General features: G+C 35.6%; 16 protein-coding genes. 1 reads left to right on the forward strand and 15 read right to left on the reverse strand.

Translation table 11 applies throughout. The features are described 5' to 3' along the window. Positions 1–17: 17 nt before the first annotated feature. The 15 genes from F5ESL0225_RS07005 to F5ESL0225_RS07075 all read right to left on the reverse strand — a co-directional run bounded on the left by F5ESL0225_RS07005 (position 18) and on the right by F5ESL0225_RS07075 (position 16587). Complete coding sequence (locus tag F5ESL0225_RS07005) at positions 18–1163, reverse strand: ArgE/DapE family deacylase (RefSeq protein ID WP_233551664.1); 1146 nt, start codon at positions 1161–1163, stop codon at positions 18–20. A 10-nt stretch (positions 1164–1173) separates the two neighbouring features. Continuing rightward, positions 1174–1920: an amino acid ABC transporter ATP-binding protein gene (locus F5ESL0225_RS07010; RefSeq protein ID WP_122022238.1), complete on the reverse strand. Its 747-nt coding sequence runs from the start codon at positions 1918–1920 to the stop codon at positions 1174–1176. After that, complete coding sequence (locus tag F5ESL0225_RS07015; RefSeq protein ID WP_122048141.1) at positions 1913–3406, reverse strand: ABC transporter substrate-binding protein/permease; 1494 nt, start codon at positions 3404–3406, stop codon at positions 1913–1915. Before F5ESL0225_RS07015 ends, F5ESL0225_RS07010 begins: the two co-directional genes overlap by 8 nt. A gap of 351 nt (positions 3407–3757) precedes the next feature. Beyond that, positions 3758–4987 (reverse strand): lactate oxidase, encoded by a 1230-nt coding sequence (locus tag F5ESL0225_RS07020; RefSeq protein ID WP_122048142.1) that lies wholly within the window; start codon positions 4985–4987, stop codon positions 3758–3760. A gap of 159 nt (positions 4988–5146) precedes the next feature. Further along, positions 5147–5944 carry a metal ABC transporter permease gene (locus F5ESL0225_RS07025; RefSeq protein ID WP_122022241.1) on the reverse strand — a complete coding sequence of 266 codons (798 nt, stop codon included), beginning with the start codon at positions 5942–5944 and terminating at the stop codon, positions 5147–5149. Beyond that, positions 5944–6564 carry a metal ABC transporter ATP-binding protein gene (locus F5ESL0225_RS07030; protein ID WP_122025077.1) on the reverse strand — a complete coding sequence of 207 codons (621 nt, stop codon included), beginning with the start codon at positions 6562–6564 and terminating at the stop codon, positions 5944–5946. Before F5ESL0225_RS07030 ends, F5ESL0225_RS07025 begins: the two co-directional genes overlap by 1 nt. A gap of 51 nt (positions 6565–6615) precedes the next feature. Continuing rightward, entirely contained in the window at positions 6616–7809 is a 1194-nt protein-coding gene (locus F5ESL0225_RS07035) for an SLAP domain-containing protein (protein ID WP_122024966.1), read from the reverse strand. A gap of 19 nt (positions 7810–7828) precedes the next feature. Further along, positions 7829–8716 carry a metal ABC transporter solute-binding protein, Zn/Mn family gene (locus F5ESL0225_RS07040; RefSeq protein ID WP_370466423.1) on the reverse strand — a complete coding sequence of 296 codons (888 nt, stop codon included), beginning with the start codon at positions 8714–8716 and terminating at the stop codon, positions 7829–7831. Between the two features lie 273 nt (positions 8717–8989). Continuing rightward, entirely contained in the window at positions 8990–9715 is a 726-nt protein-coding gene (locus F5ESL0225_RS07045; protein WP_122022244.1) for an LrgB family protein, read from the reverse strand. Further along, complete coding sequence (locus F5ESL0225_RS07050; RefSeq protein WP_122024968.1) at positions 9715–10149, reverse strand: CidA/LrgA family protein; 435 nt, start codon at positions 10147–10149, stop codon at positions 9715–9717. The genes F5ESL0225_RS07045 and F5ESL0225_RS07050 overlap by 1 nt, the downstream gene beginning before the upstream one ends. A gap of 153 nt (positions 10150–10302) precedes the next feature. Next, positions 10303–11031, reverse strand: a complete 729-nt coding sequence (locus F5ESL0225_RS07055; protein WP_122048144.1) for a LytTR family transcriptional regulator DNA-binding domain-containing protein — start codon at positions 11029–11031, stop codon at positions 10303–10305. A 1-nt stretch (position 11032) separates the two neighbouring features. Further along, complete coding sequence (locus F5ESL0225_RS07060) at positions 11033–12739, reverse strand: LytS/YhcK type 5TM receptor domain-containing protein (RefSeq protein ID WP_199716458.1); 1707 nt, start codon at positions 12737–12739, stop codon at positions 11033–11035. Positions 12740–12955: 216 nt separating this feature from the next. Continuing rightward, complete coding sequence (locus tag F5ESL0225_RS07065) at positions 12956–14902, reverse strand: fructose-specific PTS transporter subunit EIIC (protein WP_122048146.1); 1947 nt, start codon at positions 14900–14902, stop codon at positions 12956–12958. Positions 14903–14917: 15 nt separating this feature from the next. Next, positions 14918–15832 carry a 1-phosphofructokinase gene (gene pfkB, locus F5ESL0225_RS07070; protein ID WP_122048147.1) on the reverse strand — a complete coding sequence of 305 codons (915 nt, stop codon included), beginning with the start codon at positions 15830–15832 and terminating at the stop codon, positions 14918–14920. Beyond that, on the reverse strand, positions 15832–16587 hold the full coding sequence (locus tag F5ESL0225_RS07075; protein WP_122024973.1) for a DeoR/GlpR family DNA-binding transcription regulator: 756 nt from the start codon (positions 16585–16587) through the stop codon (positions 15832–15834). Before F5ESL0225_RS07075 ends, pfkB begins: the two co-directional genes overlap by 1 nt. A gap of 158 nt (positions 16588–16745) precedes the next feature. Between F5ESL0225_RS07075 and F5ESL0225_RS07080 the strand changes: the two genes are divergently transcribed. Continuing rightward, entirely contained in the window at positions 16746–18092 is a 1347-nt protein-coding gene (locus tag F5ESL0225_RS07080) for a threonine/serine exporter ThrE family protein (RefSeq protein WP_122022250.1), read from the forward strand. Positions 18093–18549: the final 457 nt, after the last annotated feature.

The raw sequence follows: 18549 nt of genomic DNA on the forward strand, positions 1-18549 counted from the left end.
TTATCGCATTCTTATAATTAAATATATTCTTGCCAAAAGCGCCAAGCTAATACCTGATACAATTTACATCCTAATAAGTAGTCCTTTATTTTAATAAATTCGTTGGGTTGATGATCAGTTTTACCTTCCGCTGGCCCTAAAATAATTACAGGAAAATTGCCAGCTTGAATATATTCAGAGGCATCAGTCGCACCTGTTCCTGCTGTAAATTCGCAGTCTTTACCAAATTCTTGCTGAACGACTTCTTGTGCTAATCTGGCTAATTGACTATTAGATTGATCTGGTAGGGGTACTTCAGGATAACTGTAACGAATTGAAAGCTTTGCTCCTTGAGAATTTAATTTTGCAATTATCTGTTCTAACTCACCACAAATTTGATCATTCGGATATTTCGGAGTTGTCCGAATATTACCAGAAAGCCAAGCCTGATCTGGCACAGAATTAATTTGATTACCACCCTGAATCTGACTAATCACATGTGTCAAAGAACCTAAAATAGAATCTTTTTCTTGGTGACTATCCATTAAAGATTGCGCTTGTTGTGTAAACTGAATTAGTGGCATAATAGCATTTTTACCTTCTTGTGGGATAGAGGAATGTACGCATTTTCCACTTGAAAACACATAATAATCGATTATCCCTTTATGCGTTACTCGAATATTAAAATTGGATGGCTCACCAATAATAAGTCCGTCCAAGTCTTGAACATAACCTTTCTTGGTTAGTTGCGCAGCCCCATATTCACCAGTTTCCTCACCAACTGAAGCCAAAAGACGAATTCGACCAGGTAACTTTTTACCACTCTCAAGCAAGTCAAGCATTGATACAATCATTGCAGCTAACCCTGATTTCATATCACTGGCTCCACGACCATAAATTTTTCCATTATAAAGCGTTGGTGTGAACGGTGGAAATTGCCAATTGGTTTGATTCCCAGCATCTACAACATCTTCATGACCAGAAAAGCCTAATAACGGTCCCTTATTGCCTAGTGTAACAACTAAATTATCCCGACCAGGTTTATAAGTAATACGCTCAATTTGGACTGGGTAATTAGCAAATAAAGCTGCTATATAGTCTGCCACTAAGCTTTCATGATCGTTTGCCGAATCAATTGCTAATAAATCAGTCAAAATCTTTATTGCACGCTTCTCATCCACCATTTTCCCTCTCTTACGTTTCTAATACCTTCGCCAAAAAGTCTTGAGCCCTTTGTGTTTTTGGTTGTGAGAAAAATTCTTCTGGTTTCGCTTTTTCTTGGATATAACCATCTGCCATAAACCAAATTTCATCAGCCACATTTTTGGCAAAACCCATCTCATGCGTTACAACAACCATTGTCATCCCTTTTTTAGCTAAATCCTGCATTACTTTAAGAACTTCACCAACCATCTCAGGATCAAGTGCAGATGTAGGTTCATCAAATAACATTACTTCTGGTCCCATTGCTAAGGCCCGCGCAATAGCAACTCGCTGTTGTTGCCCTCCAGAAAGACTGGCCGGAAAAGTATCAGCCTTATCTTCCAGTCCCACTTGTTTTAAGAGCTCAATTCCCTTTGCTGTAGCCTCTTTATCACTAACATGCTTAACTTTCATCGGAGCTAACTTAATATTTTCAATAATATTCATATGGGGAAATAAATTAAACTGTTGAAAAACCATACCCATTTTTTCACGTAAAGTGTCAAGTTGATTTTCACTTAAAGCTGTTAATTCTTTGTTTTTAAATAAAACTTTCCCCGCAGTTGGCTGATCCAACAAGTTAATACAACGTAAAAAGGTACTTTTACCAGCACCAGATGGTCCAACTAAACAAATAACCTGACCATCCCGAACCTCAGCATTAATATCCTTTAAAATGTCATTTTGACCAAACGATTTTTTTAAATGTTCAACTTTAATCACTGTCTCATTAGTCATGTTTCATTTTCCTTTCAAATACTTTCATTAAACTGGATAAACTAAAAGTAATAATAAAGTATAAAATCATCGTGATGACTAAGGGCATAACACCTCGATAAGTATCCGCCTGAACAATTCTTGATTGATAAATTAAGTCTTTAACTCCAATGACCGATACAATTGAACTTTCTTTAATAAGGGAAACAAATTCATTACCAAGTGCTGGCCAAATATTTTTCATTGCTTGAGGCATAATCACATAGCGCATTGTTGCTGAGCGAGAAAGCCCTAATGAACGTGAAGCCTCTGTTTGTCCTTTGGCAATTGAACTAACCCCCGAACGAATTACTTCAGCCACATAAGCAGCTGAATTAAGAGCAACAGCAATAATTCCTGATAATAGTGCTGGAATATTAATAATTAGCCCTAACCCAAAATAAATAAAAAGCAACTGTACCATTAATGGCGTTCCTCGGACAAATTCAATATAAGCCGTAGCAATTGTATGAGCAAATTGATTATGGCTTAACCGCATTAGCGCTAAGATTGCGCCAAGTAAGAAGCCGAAGAAAACCGAAATTGCTGAAATAAATAAAGTATACCCCACACCAGCTATAAAGAAATCCTTATATGCCCACATTGAATTAGAGGCCTTAGCAGCCTTTTGGTTTTTACCATTGGTCAAATATTTACCAGCTTTGGGTAAATAAACCTGATTAATCAGGTCTTTTTGTTTAATTTCTGCTATCGACTTATTAGCTGCATTTACTAAGCTCTTTGCCCCTTTATGAAAAGCAATTGCTGAGCCAGCTGAATCAACCTTAAAGCCTGATGGAATAGCAGTAATACTAGAAGTATTCTTCGCAAAAGCACCGGCAGTAGCCGTATCAACAGCAACCGCATCAAACTTTTTAGTTTGCAAACCTAAAATCAAATCACTATCTTTATCCATTGTTTTTAATGTAACTTTTTTAGCCTGCTCTTTAATAAGCGTAGCCTGTAAACTACCGGTTTGTGCACCAATTGCCTTGCCGGCAAATGAGTGATAATCATGATATTTATTCTTGTCGGAAGTTCTGATTAAAAGATCCTGGCCACTTTTGTAATATGCATGACTGAAGTCTACACTTTGTGCCCGTTTTGGCGTTGCATCCATACCGGAAATAACCATATCAATTTTGCCGGTTTCTAATGCTACCAGTAATGAATCAAAGTCCATTGTTCGGACAACTAGCTTAACACCTAAATCACGCGCCACCTTTTTTCCGATTTCAACATCGATTCCCTCAACTTTCGACTTGCCATTAATATTTTTAACAAATTCATATGGAGGAAAATCAGGACTAGTCCCCATTATCAGTTCGCCTTTTTGTTTGACTTTTTGTAAATAATTATCTGTCACCTTGGGTCCTGTTTTACTAGCAGCACCAACATTTTGCGGGATTATGGTTAGTAGTATCATCAACAATAGAATACTTTCAAGCCATTTCCATGCTTTTTTCATTGTTTTTCCTCCGTGTATGTAATAAAAATAATTATAATAATCAAAAAATAAAAGCACAACGACTAATTCAAAATTCGACATAGATAGCAGTAATCCAAAGAACCTGCCACAAAAAATATAATAATTTAATTAGATTATTTTAGTTAATTGATAACAAAAATAAATAAACATAATTATAATTTAATTTATTTTATAGAATTACAATTTGAATTTCAATATTTTAGTAAGTCTCCTAAATTTGATTATAATAAAAACTCCGAAGTTAAGACAACTTCGGGGTTTTTATCAATTTTTACAATAGTAATCTTTTTCAAAATTAAACAAAGCCCATCAACAGGCAAAAACAATTAATTATGAATGAGATGCACCTGAAACAGTATCCATGCCGCCAGCTTTAAGTTGGTTTTCCTTAGTTACAGGATAAGGCTTGATTCTTTCAGGGTCTGTATTTGAGCTTAAATTATCAGCCGTATAATTAATATTAGTGATTTTAGCATGCTGAATATCAGCAACAGTTTTACAACCCGTCAATTGCATATCAATCAAAAGTTCCTTATTTAATTGCTCAATTACTGATTGCACTCCTTTAGCTCCACCTAAAGCCAAACCATAAAGATATGGTCGCCCAATTCCGACTAAATCTGCTCCTAGTGCTAATGCTTTAAAAACATGTGAACCGCGGCGAACACCCGAGTCAAAAACAATTGGTACACGATGGTCAACCGCCTTAGCAATTTCAGGTAGCATATCAATTGTTGCTGGTCCACCATCAATTTCACGACCGCCATGGTTGGTAACAACAATTCCATCAGCACCAGCTCCCATTGCTAAATAGGCATCTTCAGCACAGACAACTCCCTTAATGAAGACTGGCAACCCGGACATTTCCTTAATCCGCTTAACATCTTCAGGACCTATCTTTTGGGCAGAAGAGGCATACATTTGAGCAACAGTTTGCCCCTCTCCTTTTGTACCTTGATAGCGAGTGAAAAAGTCTAGGGGAACTGGAAAGGCGAATTGTGTGCGTAGATTAGCTTCACGAAAGCCAGAAACTAGCGCATCTACAGTTAAAAAGATACCTTGATAGCCTGCTTTTTTAATTGCATCAAAGACCATTTGATTAAAATTCCAATCTTTACTTAAATAAAGCTGAAAAAAGCGTGGTGCCTCAGGAGCAGCTGCAGCAATGTCTTCTACACTCTTATTAGCATAGGTACTCGAACTAAACAATGCTCCTGCTGCGGCTGCTCCTTTTTGAGTAGCCACTTCCGCATCTTGATGTGCAATTCCATGACATGCAATCGGTGAAATCATTATTGGTGTCTTCAACTTCATTCCCATAAAATCGGTATCAAGCTGCGGATCTGCCATATTAGTCAAAGCGCGCGGAACAATCTGAAAATGATTAAAAGCAACGGTATTATTTCGCCATGTCCATTCATTTTCTGAACCTGATGCAATGTAGTAGTACGCCCCTTCTGGCATTACTTTTTTGGCCCGTTCCTCAAGTTCGTCAAGGTTAATCATCTTTATATATTCATCACGGTCACTTTGGGGAAAATCATTATAATAAGCTGTCATAAAAAAAACTCCTTTACATGTATAACTATCTAAATACTATTATACATGAAAGAGCTTTCTAGAGTTAGTGAAATAAAATAAAATTAGCTTTAATAATGGTCTTATCATTGCTTATTTTTTCACAATATAGGTAATTAATAATAACATCGCTACTTTAAATCACAAATTATGTCTAAACATATTAATAAAGTAAATTACTAAGTAAATAGCTACTTCAATTACAGCAATAAAAAAGGTTACTGGTAAATTAGTAATAAAACCCAGATATAATCCTAGCCAGACTCCAATTAGGGCAAAGAAGACTGACCAAGCAATCATACTGGGAACAGTTTTACCAAGATAATTGGCTGTGGCTGGTGGTAAAGTCAATAAAATAAACACCAAAAGCGAACCAACTATTTGCGCACCAATAGAAACAGACATGGCTAAAGCTACTAAAAATACTAAGCTAACTATTCCAGTTTTTATGCCGTGTGCAACTGCACCAATATGGTCAAAGGAATCAAAATTTAACGATTTTTGCATTCCAAAGATTAACATTAGAACAATTACTGATAATATAATCAGTTGTAAAACTCCTTGCTTATCAACACCAATAATACTACCAAATAAAATGTTAGTCGCATAATTGCTGTTACTACCAGAAATCGCTAAAAATAAAACACCTAAGCCAATAAACAAAGCAGAAATTGCACTAATTGATGATTCTTTTTGCTCACTTCGCAGTGATAATTCACCCACGCTAATTGATCCAAGCAAGGTAAACAATAACATCCCCCAAAGTGGACTTATTCCCAGCCAAACTGCAAAAGCTGCTCCAGCAAAGCCAATTTCCGATAGCGTATGTGCCAGAAAACTAAAATTACGTGAAACAACATAGACGCCTACCGTACCACAAGTTATTGCAATAAAAGTACTCGCTAAAAAAGCATTACGCATAAAGTCAAATGCAAACATTATTCATACGCCTCCTCAAATTGGCTTATTTTACCTTGCTCGATTTGGCGATTATTTAAGTAAAGGTAATCTTGCATATATTTACGGGCCAACGGCACATCATGCGTCACAAATAAAACAGTTATCTTATGCTTTTCATTAAGATGCTTAATTAGTTGCATTAATTCATCTTTAGCTAAAGGATCCAGACTAGCTGTTGCTTCATCTAAAATAATCATATTAGGGTTGTCTAGAAGCGCTTGGGCTAAATAAGCCCGTTGCTTTTGCCCTCCAGATGCCTCGCCCATTCTTGTATGTCTGATTTTGTATAAATTCGTCTCTTCTAGTTGCTTTTTAATAGCAGACTTAGTTTTCTTGGTTTTAAAAATGGCAGAATTTAAACCAACAAAGGCTTCAATTGACAGCGGATACTCTGCATCAATATTACGAAATTGCGGTACATACCCTAAACTAACCGTCTTCGCAAACGCAAAACTACCAGATGTAGGCACTAACATATTCATTAAAATATTGATTAAAGTTGTTTTTCCTGTCCCATTTGGACCTAAGAGTGCAGTCATAGAACCCTGTTTCAGTTTAAAACTTAAATCCGAAAAAATCGTCTTTTTATCAAATTTCATAGATAAATGACTTACTTCCAAAATATCAGCCAATTTGCACTCCTTACTTAATTATTTAAAATTACCAACTTTAACAAATTGATTTAAACCAATTGGATAATATTTACTACTTTGGATTTTTACTGCACCACCATACGTGCGCAAATCAATTCCACGAAGTAATTTTCCAACCTTAACGCGATAACCATTACCATCATAAACAAAAGCATTATGGGTTAAATGCCTTAAACTCCCCTCAACATTGCTAGCAACAACATACTTGTTAAGGTCAATTTGTAAAAATTTCCGCCCTTTAATAATCTTATCACCATAAATTGTCAACTTAGCACCAGCTTTTTTCAAGGGCTCAGTTGTTGCCCGACCATTACCATCATAAATTAGGGCATCATGCAACAAAATCTTGGTACCAACTGGTTTAGGTAATACTTTATCAGTTGAATTATTATCTGTACCATTATTATCATTAGGGGTCTGTCCAGTGTTATTATTGCCATTGTCGCTAGGAGTATTGCCAGCTCCACTATTGCTACTACCAGTTCCAGTATTGGCACCTGTATTGTCTAATTGATCATAATAATATTTAATTAAATCAAAGAAACTATCCATTGAATAGCCCCATTTAGCAAAATAGCCATCAGGATCACCATGATCTGTTCCCCCCAAGAACTTAGAGACGGCACTATGTGACCATACTGTTCCATTGCCATCATGGACTGCATTAGTTGGCGTAATATTATACCTATGCATTATTTGTGCCACATAAATTGCATCATTATTTATGCTTTTCGCAAAATCATTAATATTATTTTCTTGACATAATTCTACTTGAAAGAAGCGATTATTAGCATTAGGACCTGCTCCCCAAACGCCATAATTAGGTGTCATCATCTGAATTACCCCATTATGATCAACAAAAGCATGAACATATGAGTACATATTCATCCATTCACGATTGAAATAAATTGCTTCATCATGAGCACTTGCATTAGGCGTCGCAGTTTCATGAATTACCACCCCTTCTGGCTTACCCTTACGATAATAGAGGGGATTATCAGCATAAAAGCAGTTATACGGTATACCTTCTTGCTGCAACATTTTATAAAGATAAGTCAAACCACTATATGTATTCTGCTTAGCCAGATCATTGATTTTATCAGCTTTAACAGTAATTGGCTTAGCCATAGTTTCTGTGCTACCAACAATTAACCCTGTTGCTAACGCTAAAACTGCAATAATTTTTTTCATTTTCTCTTTCCTCGTATAACTATTGTTTAGCAATTTTAGCTAAGCTATGATAATTATCCGTCATCCAATCAAGATAGGTAGTTTTAACTGGAATGGTTTCTCGTACTTTTAAAACGGGAATTTTTTCCTTTTGTGCTAGACGCACAAAGTTATTTACTGTTGTACTAGACGTTTGTGAGTTAACTACAAAGAAAGCAATTTTGTGTTTCTTAATACCGGCAGTCATTTGCTGAATAGTTGCTGGACTAGGATCAGTATTATTTTGAATTGCTTTTTCAAAATCTTGATTTGCTATTTTAAAATTACCAGCTTGGAGTGCATAATCAAATACTGGTTCACTGACATAGACAGGCTTCGAATGATGTTGCTCAAGTTGATTAACATTTTGTTGAATATCTTTGATTTTAGCCAAGTATGCTTGCCCATTTTTACGATAATAACTTGCATGCGTAGGATCTTTCTTACTTAATCGCTGAACTAAATCATCGACATATTTTTTGGGCATTGCCAAATCAAACCAAATATGCGGATTAGCTCCTTTCTTTAATCCTAATAATTCTTCACCGACTAGAACCGGCTTTTTATCAACTGAAGAAGCTAGCTTATTCATCCAACTATCATATCCTAAACCGTTTGCGACTATTATATCTGCACTTGCCAATTTCTTAGCATCATTTGTTGTTGGTTCAAAGTCATGCGGATCGGAATTCGGATTTTTAATAATCGCTTCTGCCGTACCGTATTTGCCAACTACATTTTTGGCAATATCTGCATAAACATTAGTTGTTGTCACAATTGTCATTTTGGTATTTTTCTTTGGCGTTTGCGTACAAGCAGTCAAAGTTAATACTATAAGCCCTAGCAAAGTGGTTAAAGTAAATAATTTTTTAAATTTAAAATTCATTATTATTGTCGTTCCTTTTTATAATATTTTTAAATAACGCGACCAGCAAATCTAACAAAATTTAATAGCCACTTACTATTAATAACTATTATACACTAAAAATGCGCCACTATTTAAGTGACGCATTTTAAACATTGCTAACAAGCCAATTAATATTGTATTTCAGTAATTTTTTCTTTATCATGATAAATTAAATTTAATTTTTATAAAACAAAAAACGCACTTGATAGCCAGTACGTTTCCAGTGTAAGTAAACATAATACAAATTTTTAACAACTATAATCCAATCATATGACTAAAGACTGGAACTAACAAATTATCAACTAAAGCAGTTGCAACAACAGCAACGGATGCCATCGCTCCTTGAACAGATCCCAGTTCTAAGGCAAAAGCCGAACCAACTGTGTGACCAGATGTTCCTAATCCTAAGCCTGCACCTAAAGGATCTTCATTGAGATTAAACCATCTCACTAGTTGCTTACCAAGGGCATAAATAACAACTGCATTGATAATGCAAGCCATTGCAGTTACTGAAGTATTACCACCAATTGCCTTAGTTAACGGCATTGCTACTGCAGTGGTAGCTGATTGGCTAAGCATTGACTTAATGCCTACATTATCAAGACCAACTGCTTTAGAAACAAGCGTAATTAATATCATCGAAATAAATGTACCAACAACTAAGCCAAGTAAAATTACTAGCCAGTTTTTCTTAACAACATCGTTACGTTTGTACAAAGGGACAGCGAAAGCAATTGTTGCTGGGGTAATAAACCAAAAAATGATATCTCCACCGGGTTTATAGGCTTGAGTATAAACTATTGCTGTAGTTGTATTGAAGAATTTTGCTAGAACTACTAAAACAGCAATTCCTAAAATCATCCCCACAAATAGAGGCTGGAAAAGAAAGAAGCCGTTAGACTTTTTGAATAGCCATTGACCAATCAAGAAAACAATCAATGATAGGAAAACTCCAAATAACGGATTAGTTATAAATTTCATTACTTAACATCTCCTATTTTCTTTTTATGCTGTATATTTACCTGGCTCTCGGTTATTTTATTAATAAGCCAACTAAAAAATCTGGTTGTATATGCAATAACCACTAACAAAATAATTGTAGCTGCTACAATTACAATTATTAACTGTATTCCTTGTGCTTTCATAATTTTTAAGTTAGCCGCTAATGAAATTCCTGATGGAACAAACATAAAACCAATTAAAGAAATTAGGACACTGCCAAAAGAGTCAACCCATTCTATCTTAATCACTTTAGTAGTTAATAACACATAAAGTAGAATCAATCCAATCACTGGTGTTGGTACCGGAAATGACCTCGGCATCAAATCTGAAATCATTTGTGACACAAATAAGATTGCAGCATAAATAAACATCTGAACCAAAATTGGTGCTGACTTCACTTTCTTTTCTTCCATAAAAACCATTCCCTTTCTCTCACAACTTGCTTTCAAGTAATACCATAAGCTAAATAGAGAAAATTGTATCTGGTTATTGGATGAACTGCAAAAAATAAACCACGAATTACCTAAAAGCGATTTCACAAGGTGCTTAAGGTGAATTTTATGTCCTTACATGTCTAACCTTCTTTTTAATTCTTTTCGATAAGATCGACCTACTTGAATTTTGACACCATTATTCATCAAAAGTAATAAGGTATGATTAAACCACGGCTGAATTTCTTTAATATCTCCAATATTTACGATAGCGTTACGATGAACTTGGACAAATGTTACATCAGTTAAATGCTGCTTTAGCCAGGCCAAAGTTTTCCTTGTTTCAAACTTTTGTTTGACAGTGGTAATCGTTAATACTCCGTTATTAACTGTAGCAGCAACTATATTTGCTTTTTTAATTACCACATTTCGATCATCAAGTTCAACAATCAGAACTTCACTTTCAGTACTTGATGTCTTCTGAAATTTAGCTGTTAAATTTGCAGTAGCTTTTTTTAAAGCACGGTCAATTCTCTTTTGCTCAAATGGCTTGAGTATGTAGTCAAACGCCCCTATATCAAAAGCCTTAACCGCATAGTCATCATATGCAGTGGCAAAAATAATTAGTGGTGCGTGAGCTAACTGCTTCAATTCTTCTGCAAGTTCAAAGCCATTTTCATCATTTAATGAAATATCTAAAAACAATAAATCAATTGGATACTTTAGCAAAATTCCTTGAGCTTCTTTAATATCTTCTGCTTGATAAAGTGTTACTGGGTGATTTTTTAAACTCGGACTCTTTTTAATTAAATATAATAATTCCGTTCGTGCTAACGGTTCATCATCTACAACTAAAATTTTCAACTTAATCTCCTGCTATCTTCTCAATATTTTTACTTTGTTTCATTGGTATTTTCATGCTGAAAGTTGAACCAGCAGAACTAGTTACAATTTTAAGTTTGCTACTCGTTCCGTATAACCCTTGCAGTCGTCGATTTAAATTATAAAGTGCGGTCCCACTTCCACGTGATTCATCAATTACTTCTTGTCCTAAACGAGCAAGAACTTTTGAATCGATTCCATTTCCATTATCACTAACCTTGATTTCCAAAGATTGTCCCCTTTTTGTCAAACCAACCATAATTTTATTTCCGGTCTTTCTCCCCTTAAAAGCATGCCTAATGGCATTTTCAATAAAAATTTGTAAACAAAATGGTGGTAGCAAGGTATCAGCCGGTACTTTGATTTGATAATTAATTGAAAACTTATTAGGGAAGCGGAGTGTCTCAATTCCTGTATATGCTTCAACATATTTTTTTTCTTGTTCTAATGAAATTTCTTTTTTTTGACCATTTTTAAGACTGAGTCGAAAATAGGTACTTAATTGCATTAATGCTTCGTGCGCTTTATCAACATTTACCCGCATCAATGCCCCAATGGTATTAATCGCATTAAATAAAAAGTGTGGGTTAATTTGGAGCTGAAGTGCTCTTATTTCAGCCTCATTAACTAGGCTGGTCTGTTGTTCAGCAATTCCAATTGCCAATTGTCCAGAAAAAATCATCGCTAATCCCCGAACCAAATTTTCCTCAACAACCGTCATTTCCCGTCCTTCACGTAAGTAGAGCTTTAATGCTCCAATTGTTGCATCATTAACTCTTAATGGACAAACAATTGCTGAAGTCAGGGGGCAATTGTTGTGAGGGCAGCCAATGTCTTTTTTGGAATACGCCACCTTCTCCTTTCCAGTTGAAATTACATATTTAGACATATCAGTAAGCACTGGCTCTCCCGAAATATGGTGATCTTCTCCCATGCCAATATGAGCTAAAACATTTCTTTGATCGGTCAAGCCGACTGCATCAAAATGAGTATATTCTTTAATTATTTGACAAACGTGTTTAGCCGAATCAAGATCGAGTCCATTGCGAAAATAAGGTAGTGTCTTGTTAGTTAATTCCAAAACATCTTTAGTTTGAACCGCTCGTAATTGTCTTTCATTAGATAAATAAGTCTGCAAAATCTCAATAAACAAGTAAGAGCCAATTGAGTTAAGCAATATCATCGGAACAAAAATCAATTTAACCAATCCAAAACCACGAAATACGAAAATAAAGACCATCTGAATTAATTCAGCTAGCAATGCTAAAACTACTGTCCAGAGTGTAGACGGGTACAAATTGTTTTTTTTAACACGATCTCCCAAGAAACCAATTAAGAATCCAATTAAGATTGAACTAACAATATAAAAATAATCAGAAAAGCCACCAAAAATTACCCTATGTAAGCCACCCACTAATCCAACCAACATTCCAACATAAGGTCCACCGGTCAAACTAGCTGTAGTAATTACTAACATTCTTGTATTAGCAATCGAATCAGATTGAGACATTTTAGTAATAATAAGTGGTGTTACAATTTCTTTCGAATTCGAAATCTCTACCCCCGTCAAATTTGAAATAATTACAAAGATTGAAAAAATTATAAATAACCATATTTGCGATTTAAGCGTTCTTTTTTCAATTAGATTCCTAAAAAAACGCATATTTACAAGCATGAATGCCAGAACCATAATAAGACCTAATCGCTCTGACAATAAAATAAATAGATTAAACAAATTATGCTCACTTCTTTAACTTATGTTCGACGACTCCAATTTTAACTCTATTATGCCATAATACTAATTTTACAATATACAAAACATTTTTAATTGCTCATTTTAGGTTATAAACAGCAAATAAAAAATCTCAATCCAAATGATTGAGATTTTTTATTAAATATTATGTTGTTAATTATTATGATTGATATTCTTCTTCCACAATCCTAAAATCACACCAGCTACAATTGAACCTACAATAGTCGCTACAAAGTAAAGTAAAATATGGTTAGCTAGCGGCGATACCCATAAACCACCATGAGGTGCTGGCACACCAATCCGCCAAAAACCAACTAAAGCTCCACCTACTGCTGACCCAACAATACATGAAGGAATAACATGCTTAGCATCAGCTGCAGCAAACGGAATTGCTCCTTCAGTAATAAATGAGAAACCTAAAATCCAGTTAGTAATACCTGCACGACGTTCATCTTCAGTAAACTTATCCTTAAAGAAAGTAGTCCCGATAGCTGTCGCAAAAGCGGGTACCATTCCACCAACCATTACAGCAGCCATCATCACTGCTGCAACTGTTGAATGAGGATCATTAGCAAAAGCACCAGACGCAAATACATAAGCTGCTTTATTGAAAGGTCCACCCATATCGATTGACATCATCGCTGCTAAAATAGTTGTTAGTACTACTAAATTACCTGTCCCCATTTGATTTAGGAAATTAGTAATTGCAAAGTTAATTGAACTAAAAATTGGATTAACAATGTAGTACATGATAAGCGCAATCAATAACAAACCTAAAATTGGGTAAATTAGCATTGGCTTCATACCTTCTAGAGATTTAGGTAGCTTGGCAAATAGTTTCTTTAAGCCAACTACTAAATATCCAGCAATAAATCCGGAGGCAAGTCCACCCAAAAATCCAGCTGGTGATTTTGCATTAGTTACCACATTAGCCACATATGCTCCACCATATGCACCACTATAAACTGTTGCCATAAATCCACCAACAAATCCCGGCATTAAAGCAGGTAAATCACCGATTGATTCAGCAATATAACCCGATAAAATAGGCACCATAAAGGCAAAGGCCATATTACCAGCATTATTCAAAAAGATGAAGGCTGGCGATTTTGGTCCACCAGCATAGTTTTCGATAATGAATGAAATAGCCATCAATATACCACCGCCAATGACAAATGGTAGCATATGAGAAACGCCGTTCATCAAGTTCTTATATACTGAACCCCAGAAGCTTTGCTTGGTGTTATCTTCTTCAGCTGATACTTGACCATCAGAATGATAAACGCTGGCTTTATCATTTAAAATATTATCAATCATTTCATCTGGTTTATTGATACCATCAACAACAGGACGATTAACTAAAGGCTTACCATCAAAGCGGGGCATATCAACTTTTTTATCAGAAGCAATCACTACACCCTTGGCACGACTGATTTCAGCTGCAGTTAACTTATCTTTAACTCCTTCAGAACCATTAGTCTCAATCCGTACCTCAACACCACGCTTTTTACCAGCTTTAATTAAAGCTTCTTGAGCCATGTATGTGTGCGCGATACCATTGATACATGCCGTAACACCAACGATTAAAGGCTGATCAGTATCACTAGCTGGTTTTTCATTTTCAGCTTTCTTAGCCGCATCGGTTTTTTCTTCCGCTTCTTCGAATAAAGCAATAACTTCTTCAGGTGTCTCGGCCTTCTTCAAAGCACTTACTAAATCTGGATTAATTAGTAAACTTGATAATTTGGCTAAAGCTTCAAGATGGGTATTGTCAGCGCCAGCAGGGGCAGCAATCATAAAGAAGAGGTAAACTGGTTGACCATCAAGCGAATTGTAGTCAATTCCTTGCTCACTTTTAGCAAAAAGTACGCGTGCCTTATTAATTGACTCATTACGAGCATGTGGCATTGCAATTCCGTCACCAATTCCAGTAGTTGATTCATTTTCTCGTGCCCAAATTGACGCAATAAAATCAGCTTCATTATTAACAATTCCAGTTTCAACTTCCAAATCAGCCATTTCTTGAATAGCATCTTCTTTGTTAGTCGCCTTCAGTGACATAATCACTGATTCTGGAGCTAAAATATCTCTTATTTTCATTTCAATCTTTCCTCATTACGAAATCTGTTCTACTTTAATTTGTGGTAAAACAGCATCAATTTGACTTTTAACTGCAATATCTTTAGTAAATGCTGTTGCTGCACCACAGGCCATTCCAATTCGAAAGCTTTCTGCTGGATCCCCTGTTTGTACATAGGTTCCAACAAAGCCAGCAATCATTGAATCGCCGGCACCAACAGAATTAATAGCGGTACCAACTGCTCCTTTAGCATGATAAAAATGATTATGAGTAATCAAATAGCCACCTTTACCAGCCATTGACACCATTACATTTTGTGCACCCATCTCAAGTAATTTATGAGCGCAAGTCAACATCTCTTCATCAGAATTAAAACTAGTGTTAAACAAATCGGCTAATTCATGATGATTAGGTTTAATGACCAATGGCTTATATTCTAAAGTATCTAAAAGAGCTACTCCAGTTGTATCAACAACAAATTCTGCTCCGGCTGCTTTAATTGTTGGCAGTAACTGTTTATAAAAATCTACAGGTAAGCCTGGTGCTAATGATCCACTTAAAACTACAATATCACCTTGTTTTAAATCGCTTAAGCGATCTTTAAAAGCCGTAATTTCTTGTGCAGTAATCTTAGGACCAGCAGCATTAATTTCAGTTTCTTGTTCAGCATGAATTTTTACATTAACGCGAGTAACATCAGAAATTGTCACAAAGTCATTAACAATACGGCGTTGATTTAATTGTTGCACTAGTTCTTTACCAGTAAAGCCACCGACAAAACCCCAAGCTGTATTATCAATTTTCAGTTGATTTAGGATTTGGGAAACATTAATCCCTTTACCTCCCGCTAAAAATGAACAGTTATTGCTTCGATTGACCTCACCACCGTTTACCTTTTCTAATTGAATCACATAATCAAGTGCTGGATTAACAGTGACTGTATAAATCATTAATTGGCCTCCCTTAAATTAATCTTAGTAGGTAATAAACCTTTTTGTTGTGCTTGAAGCACATTTGTAATCACAGTAACATCCTTTACATTACCAAAAATTGCAAAACTACGCTCACCAATTTTAGACGAATCAGCTAGAACATAAGTACAATCTGAACGTAATTGCGCTCTTTTTTTGATATTCGCTTCATCAGGATCTGGTGTAGTTAAACCACCAGCATGGTCTATACCGTTGGTACCGATAAAACTTGCTGCAAAATTCATATTTTCTAGCTGTTCAAGTGCCGCTTGTCCAACCACAGCATGGGTATCATCTTTAATTCTGCCTCCCAAAAGTATGGTCTTAATATTATGAGTAAGAGCACTCAAAGCCGTTTCTAAACCATTAGTAATCAGCGTAATTTGACCAACTTCAGCCAAGAAAGGAACCATTTCATAGGCAGTTGTCCCCGCATCTAGAAAAATATAGTCTCCTTCATGCACATAATGGGTAACTGCGTAATGAGCAATGCTAATCTTTTGTTCGTGATTCATTGTGAAGCGAATATGTTGCGAAACGTCATGAGCAAAATTATTAATGGATTGCGCCCCACCATGAACGCGCTTAATTCGCCCTTCATGCTCCATTTGAATTAGATCACGGCGAATTGTAGATTCTGATGTTGCAGTCATTTTACACAAATCACTGACATGACACAGTTCATATTGATTAACGTAGTTTTCAATTAATTTTTGTCGCTCCTGCGTTAGCATCCGCTTCACCTCTCTGGTTATTTTAGGCGGTTCAACCATTAAAAGCAATCATTTTCGCTCAAAATAATTCATTTTTATGCAAAATGAGTCTAAAATCCTCTTTTGGTAGTTGTGGTAGAATAAATATAACTTTTTAAGAAAGGTAAGTCCCAGTTATTATGGCAGTCAATGATATGCAACATCATTTATCAGCAAAGCATCATATGAAAATCCATTGGAAAGATTTTTATAAAAGCGCTGATGATACACTAATCAAAGATATTACTCTAGTTGAAAAAAGTTCGTTAGTTGGCAGAATTGGGGGGATGCTTTTAGAATGTGGTACAGGAGCCTGGCGCGTTCGTGACTCAATGAATTCAATTGCACGCGCATTAGACATTACCTGCTCGGCTGATATTGGATTAGTGACAATTGAATATACTTGTTTTGATACTGATAACCTATCTTATTCACAAACATTGGCACTAGCTTCAACCAATGTCAATATGAACAAACTAAACGCACTTGAAGATTTTGTTAGACGGTTCGAGCGGGACAATGATTACTTAACTATTGGTGAAGTTGATTATAATCTTAAAAAAATTGAGCAGCATACACGTAGCTACCCCCTGTATATTGCAGCTTTAAGTGCTGGCATAGCCTGTGCTAGCTTCATTTTCTTACTTGGTGGTGGACTACCAGAAATGAGCTGTACTTTTCTAGGGGCACTAATTGGTAACTATATTCGAGGCTTAATGGGTGAACATCATATCACCTTAGTAGCCAAAATTGCTACCGGGGTAGCCATTTCTTGTGCAGTTTATTTTATTTGCTTTAAGTTAGGACAGAAAATTTGGCTTTGGGATGCCAGTCACTCCTATGGCTATATTGGATCCATGTTATATGTTATTCCGGGCTTTCCCTTTATTACTTCTGGATTAGACCTCTCAAAACTTGATATGCGCTCAGGATTAGAAAGGATGGCTTATGCTATCTTGGTCATTATGATTGCTACAATGGCTGGTTGGGGAATGGCAACGCTACTCAATTTAGCACCAGGTACAATGCCTAAACTTAATTTAACACCATTTTTATTAACTATTTTCCGTCTACTTGCCAGTTTTTGTGGCGTATTTGGCTTCTCAGTAATGTTTAATTCTAAACCTTCGATGGCGCTAGTTGCCGCTTTAATCGGGGCAATCGCTAACACATTAAGGTTAAGCTTAGTTGAATTTAACCATATACCAGCCGCAATGGCTGCTTTTATTGGTTCCCTTTTAGCCGGCTTACTTGCCAGTTTTGTACGTGACAAGGTTGGTTTTCCTAGAATTGCAATTACTGTACCTGCAATTGTAATTATGGTTCCAGGCCTATACATGTATCAAGCAGTCTTTAATTTTGGGATAACTAATATTAATATCGGGGCTTATTGGATTATGAATGCTTTAATGATTATCATTGCCCTACCAATTGGTCTATTAATTGCTCGAATTTTGACTGATGCCAAGTGGCGCCATGCAGATTGATTTTTGCTATTCAGAAAAGCCACTTTATTAAGTAGCCCCGTAGACAAACTGGGCAAAACCAAATTAAGACCTAAAGTATTACTGTCCATTCTCTCAGTAATTAAAAAAGCCAGCATTTAAAATGCTGGCTTTTTATTATTTACTCTTTCCTAAAACAAATTAATATGCTTAAGTTCCAAATCACTGCTTAAATTAATTTTTAAACAAAGTCACACAATTTTTTTGGCGCTTGCTTTTTCAAATTCAAAAATTTAGCTTTCATAATAAAATTTTAAATAGATTAATTCAAAGGTAGAATCAGTTCAAACTAGTAGTATCTCTGTCAAACCTTTTTTATTTTCCATCAATGAAAGATATTTAATTCCTTTTGATATGATAACCTACTTAATAAGACCCATCCTTTATCACAAACAAATAAGTATGAATATTACTTTTAAAATTAATTACATCAAAAAGT

This window comes from Lactobacillus sp. ESL0225 (assembly GCF_003692905.1).
Lineage (GTDB): Bacteria > Bacillota > Bacilli > Lactobacillales > Lactobacillaceae > Lactobacillus > Lactobacillus bombicola.

Coding starts and splice junctions, on each gene's coding strand:
- F5ESL0225_RS07005 (WP_233551664.1), bottom strand. CDS start 1,163: ATGGTGGATGAGAAGCGTGCAATAAAGATTTTGACTGATTTATTAGCA.
- F5ESL0225_RS07010 (WP_122022238.1), bottom strand. CDS start 1,920: ATGACTAATGAGACAGTGATTAAAGTTGAACATTTAAAAAAATCGTTT.
- F5ESL0225_RS07015 (WP_122048141.1), bottom strand. CDS start 3,406: ATGAAAAAAGCATGGAAATGGCTTGAAAGTATTCTATTGTTGATGATA.
- F5ESL0225_RS07020 (WP_122048142.1), bottom strand. CDS start 4,987: ATGACAGCTTATTATAATGATTTTCCCCAAAGTGACCGTGATGAATAT.
- F5ESL0225_RS07025 (WP_122022241.1), bottom strand. CDS start 5,944: ATGTTTGCATTTGACTTTATGCGTAATGCTTTTTTAGCGAGTACTTTT.
- F5ESL0225_RS07030 (WP_122025077.1), bottom strand. CDS start 6,564: ATGAAATTTGATAAAAAGACGATTTTTTCGGATTTAAGTTTTAAACTG.
- F5ESL0225_RS07035 (WP_122024966.1), bottom strand. CDS start 7,809: ATGAAAAAAATTATTGCAGTTTTAGCGTTAGCAACAGGGTTAATTGTT.
- F5ESL0225_RS07045 (WP_122022244.1), bottom strand. CDS start 9,715: ATGAAATTTATAACTAATCCGTTATTTGGAGTTTTCCTATCATTGATT.
- F5ESL0225_RS07050 (WP_122024968.1), bottom strand. CDS start 10,149: ATGGAAGAAAAGAAAGTGAAGTCAGCACCAATTTTGGTTCAGATGTTT.
- F5ESL0225_RS07060 (WP_199716458.1), bottom strand. CDS start 12,739: ATGGTTCTGGCATTCATGCTTGTAAATATGCGTTTTTTTAGGAATCTA.
- F5ESL0225_RS07065 (WP_122048146.1), bottom strand. CDS start 14,902: ATGAAAATAAGAGATATTTTAGCTCCAGAATCAGTGATTATGTCACTG.
- pfkB (WP_122048147.1), bottom strand. CDS start 15,832: ATGATTTATACAGTCACTGTTAATCCAGCACTTGATTATGTGATTCAA.
- F5ESL0225_RS07075 (WP_122024973.1), bottom strand. CDS start 16,587: ATGCTAACGCAGGAGCGACAAAAATTAATTGAAAACTACGTTAATCAA.
- F5ESL0225_RS07080 (WP_122022250.1), top strand. CDS start 16,746: ATGGCAGTCAATGATATGCAACATCATTTATCAGCAAAGCATCATATG.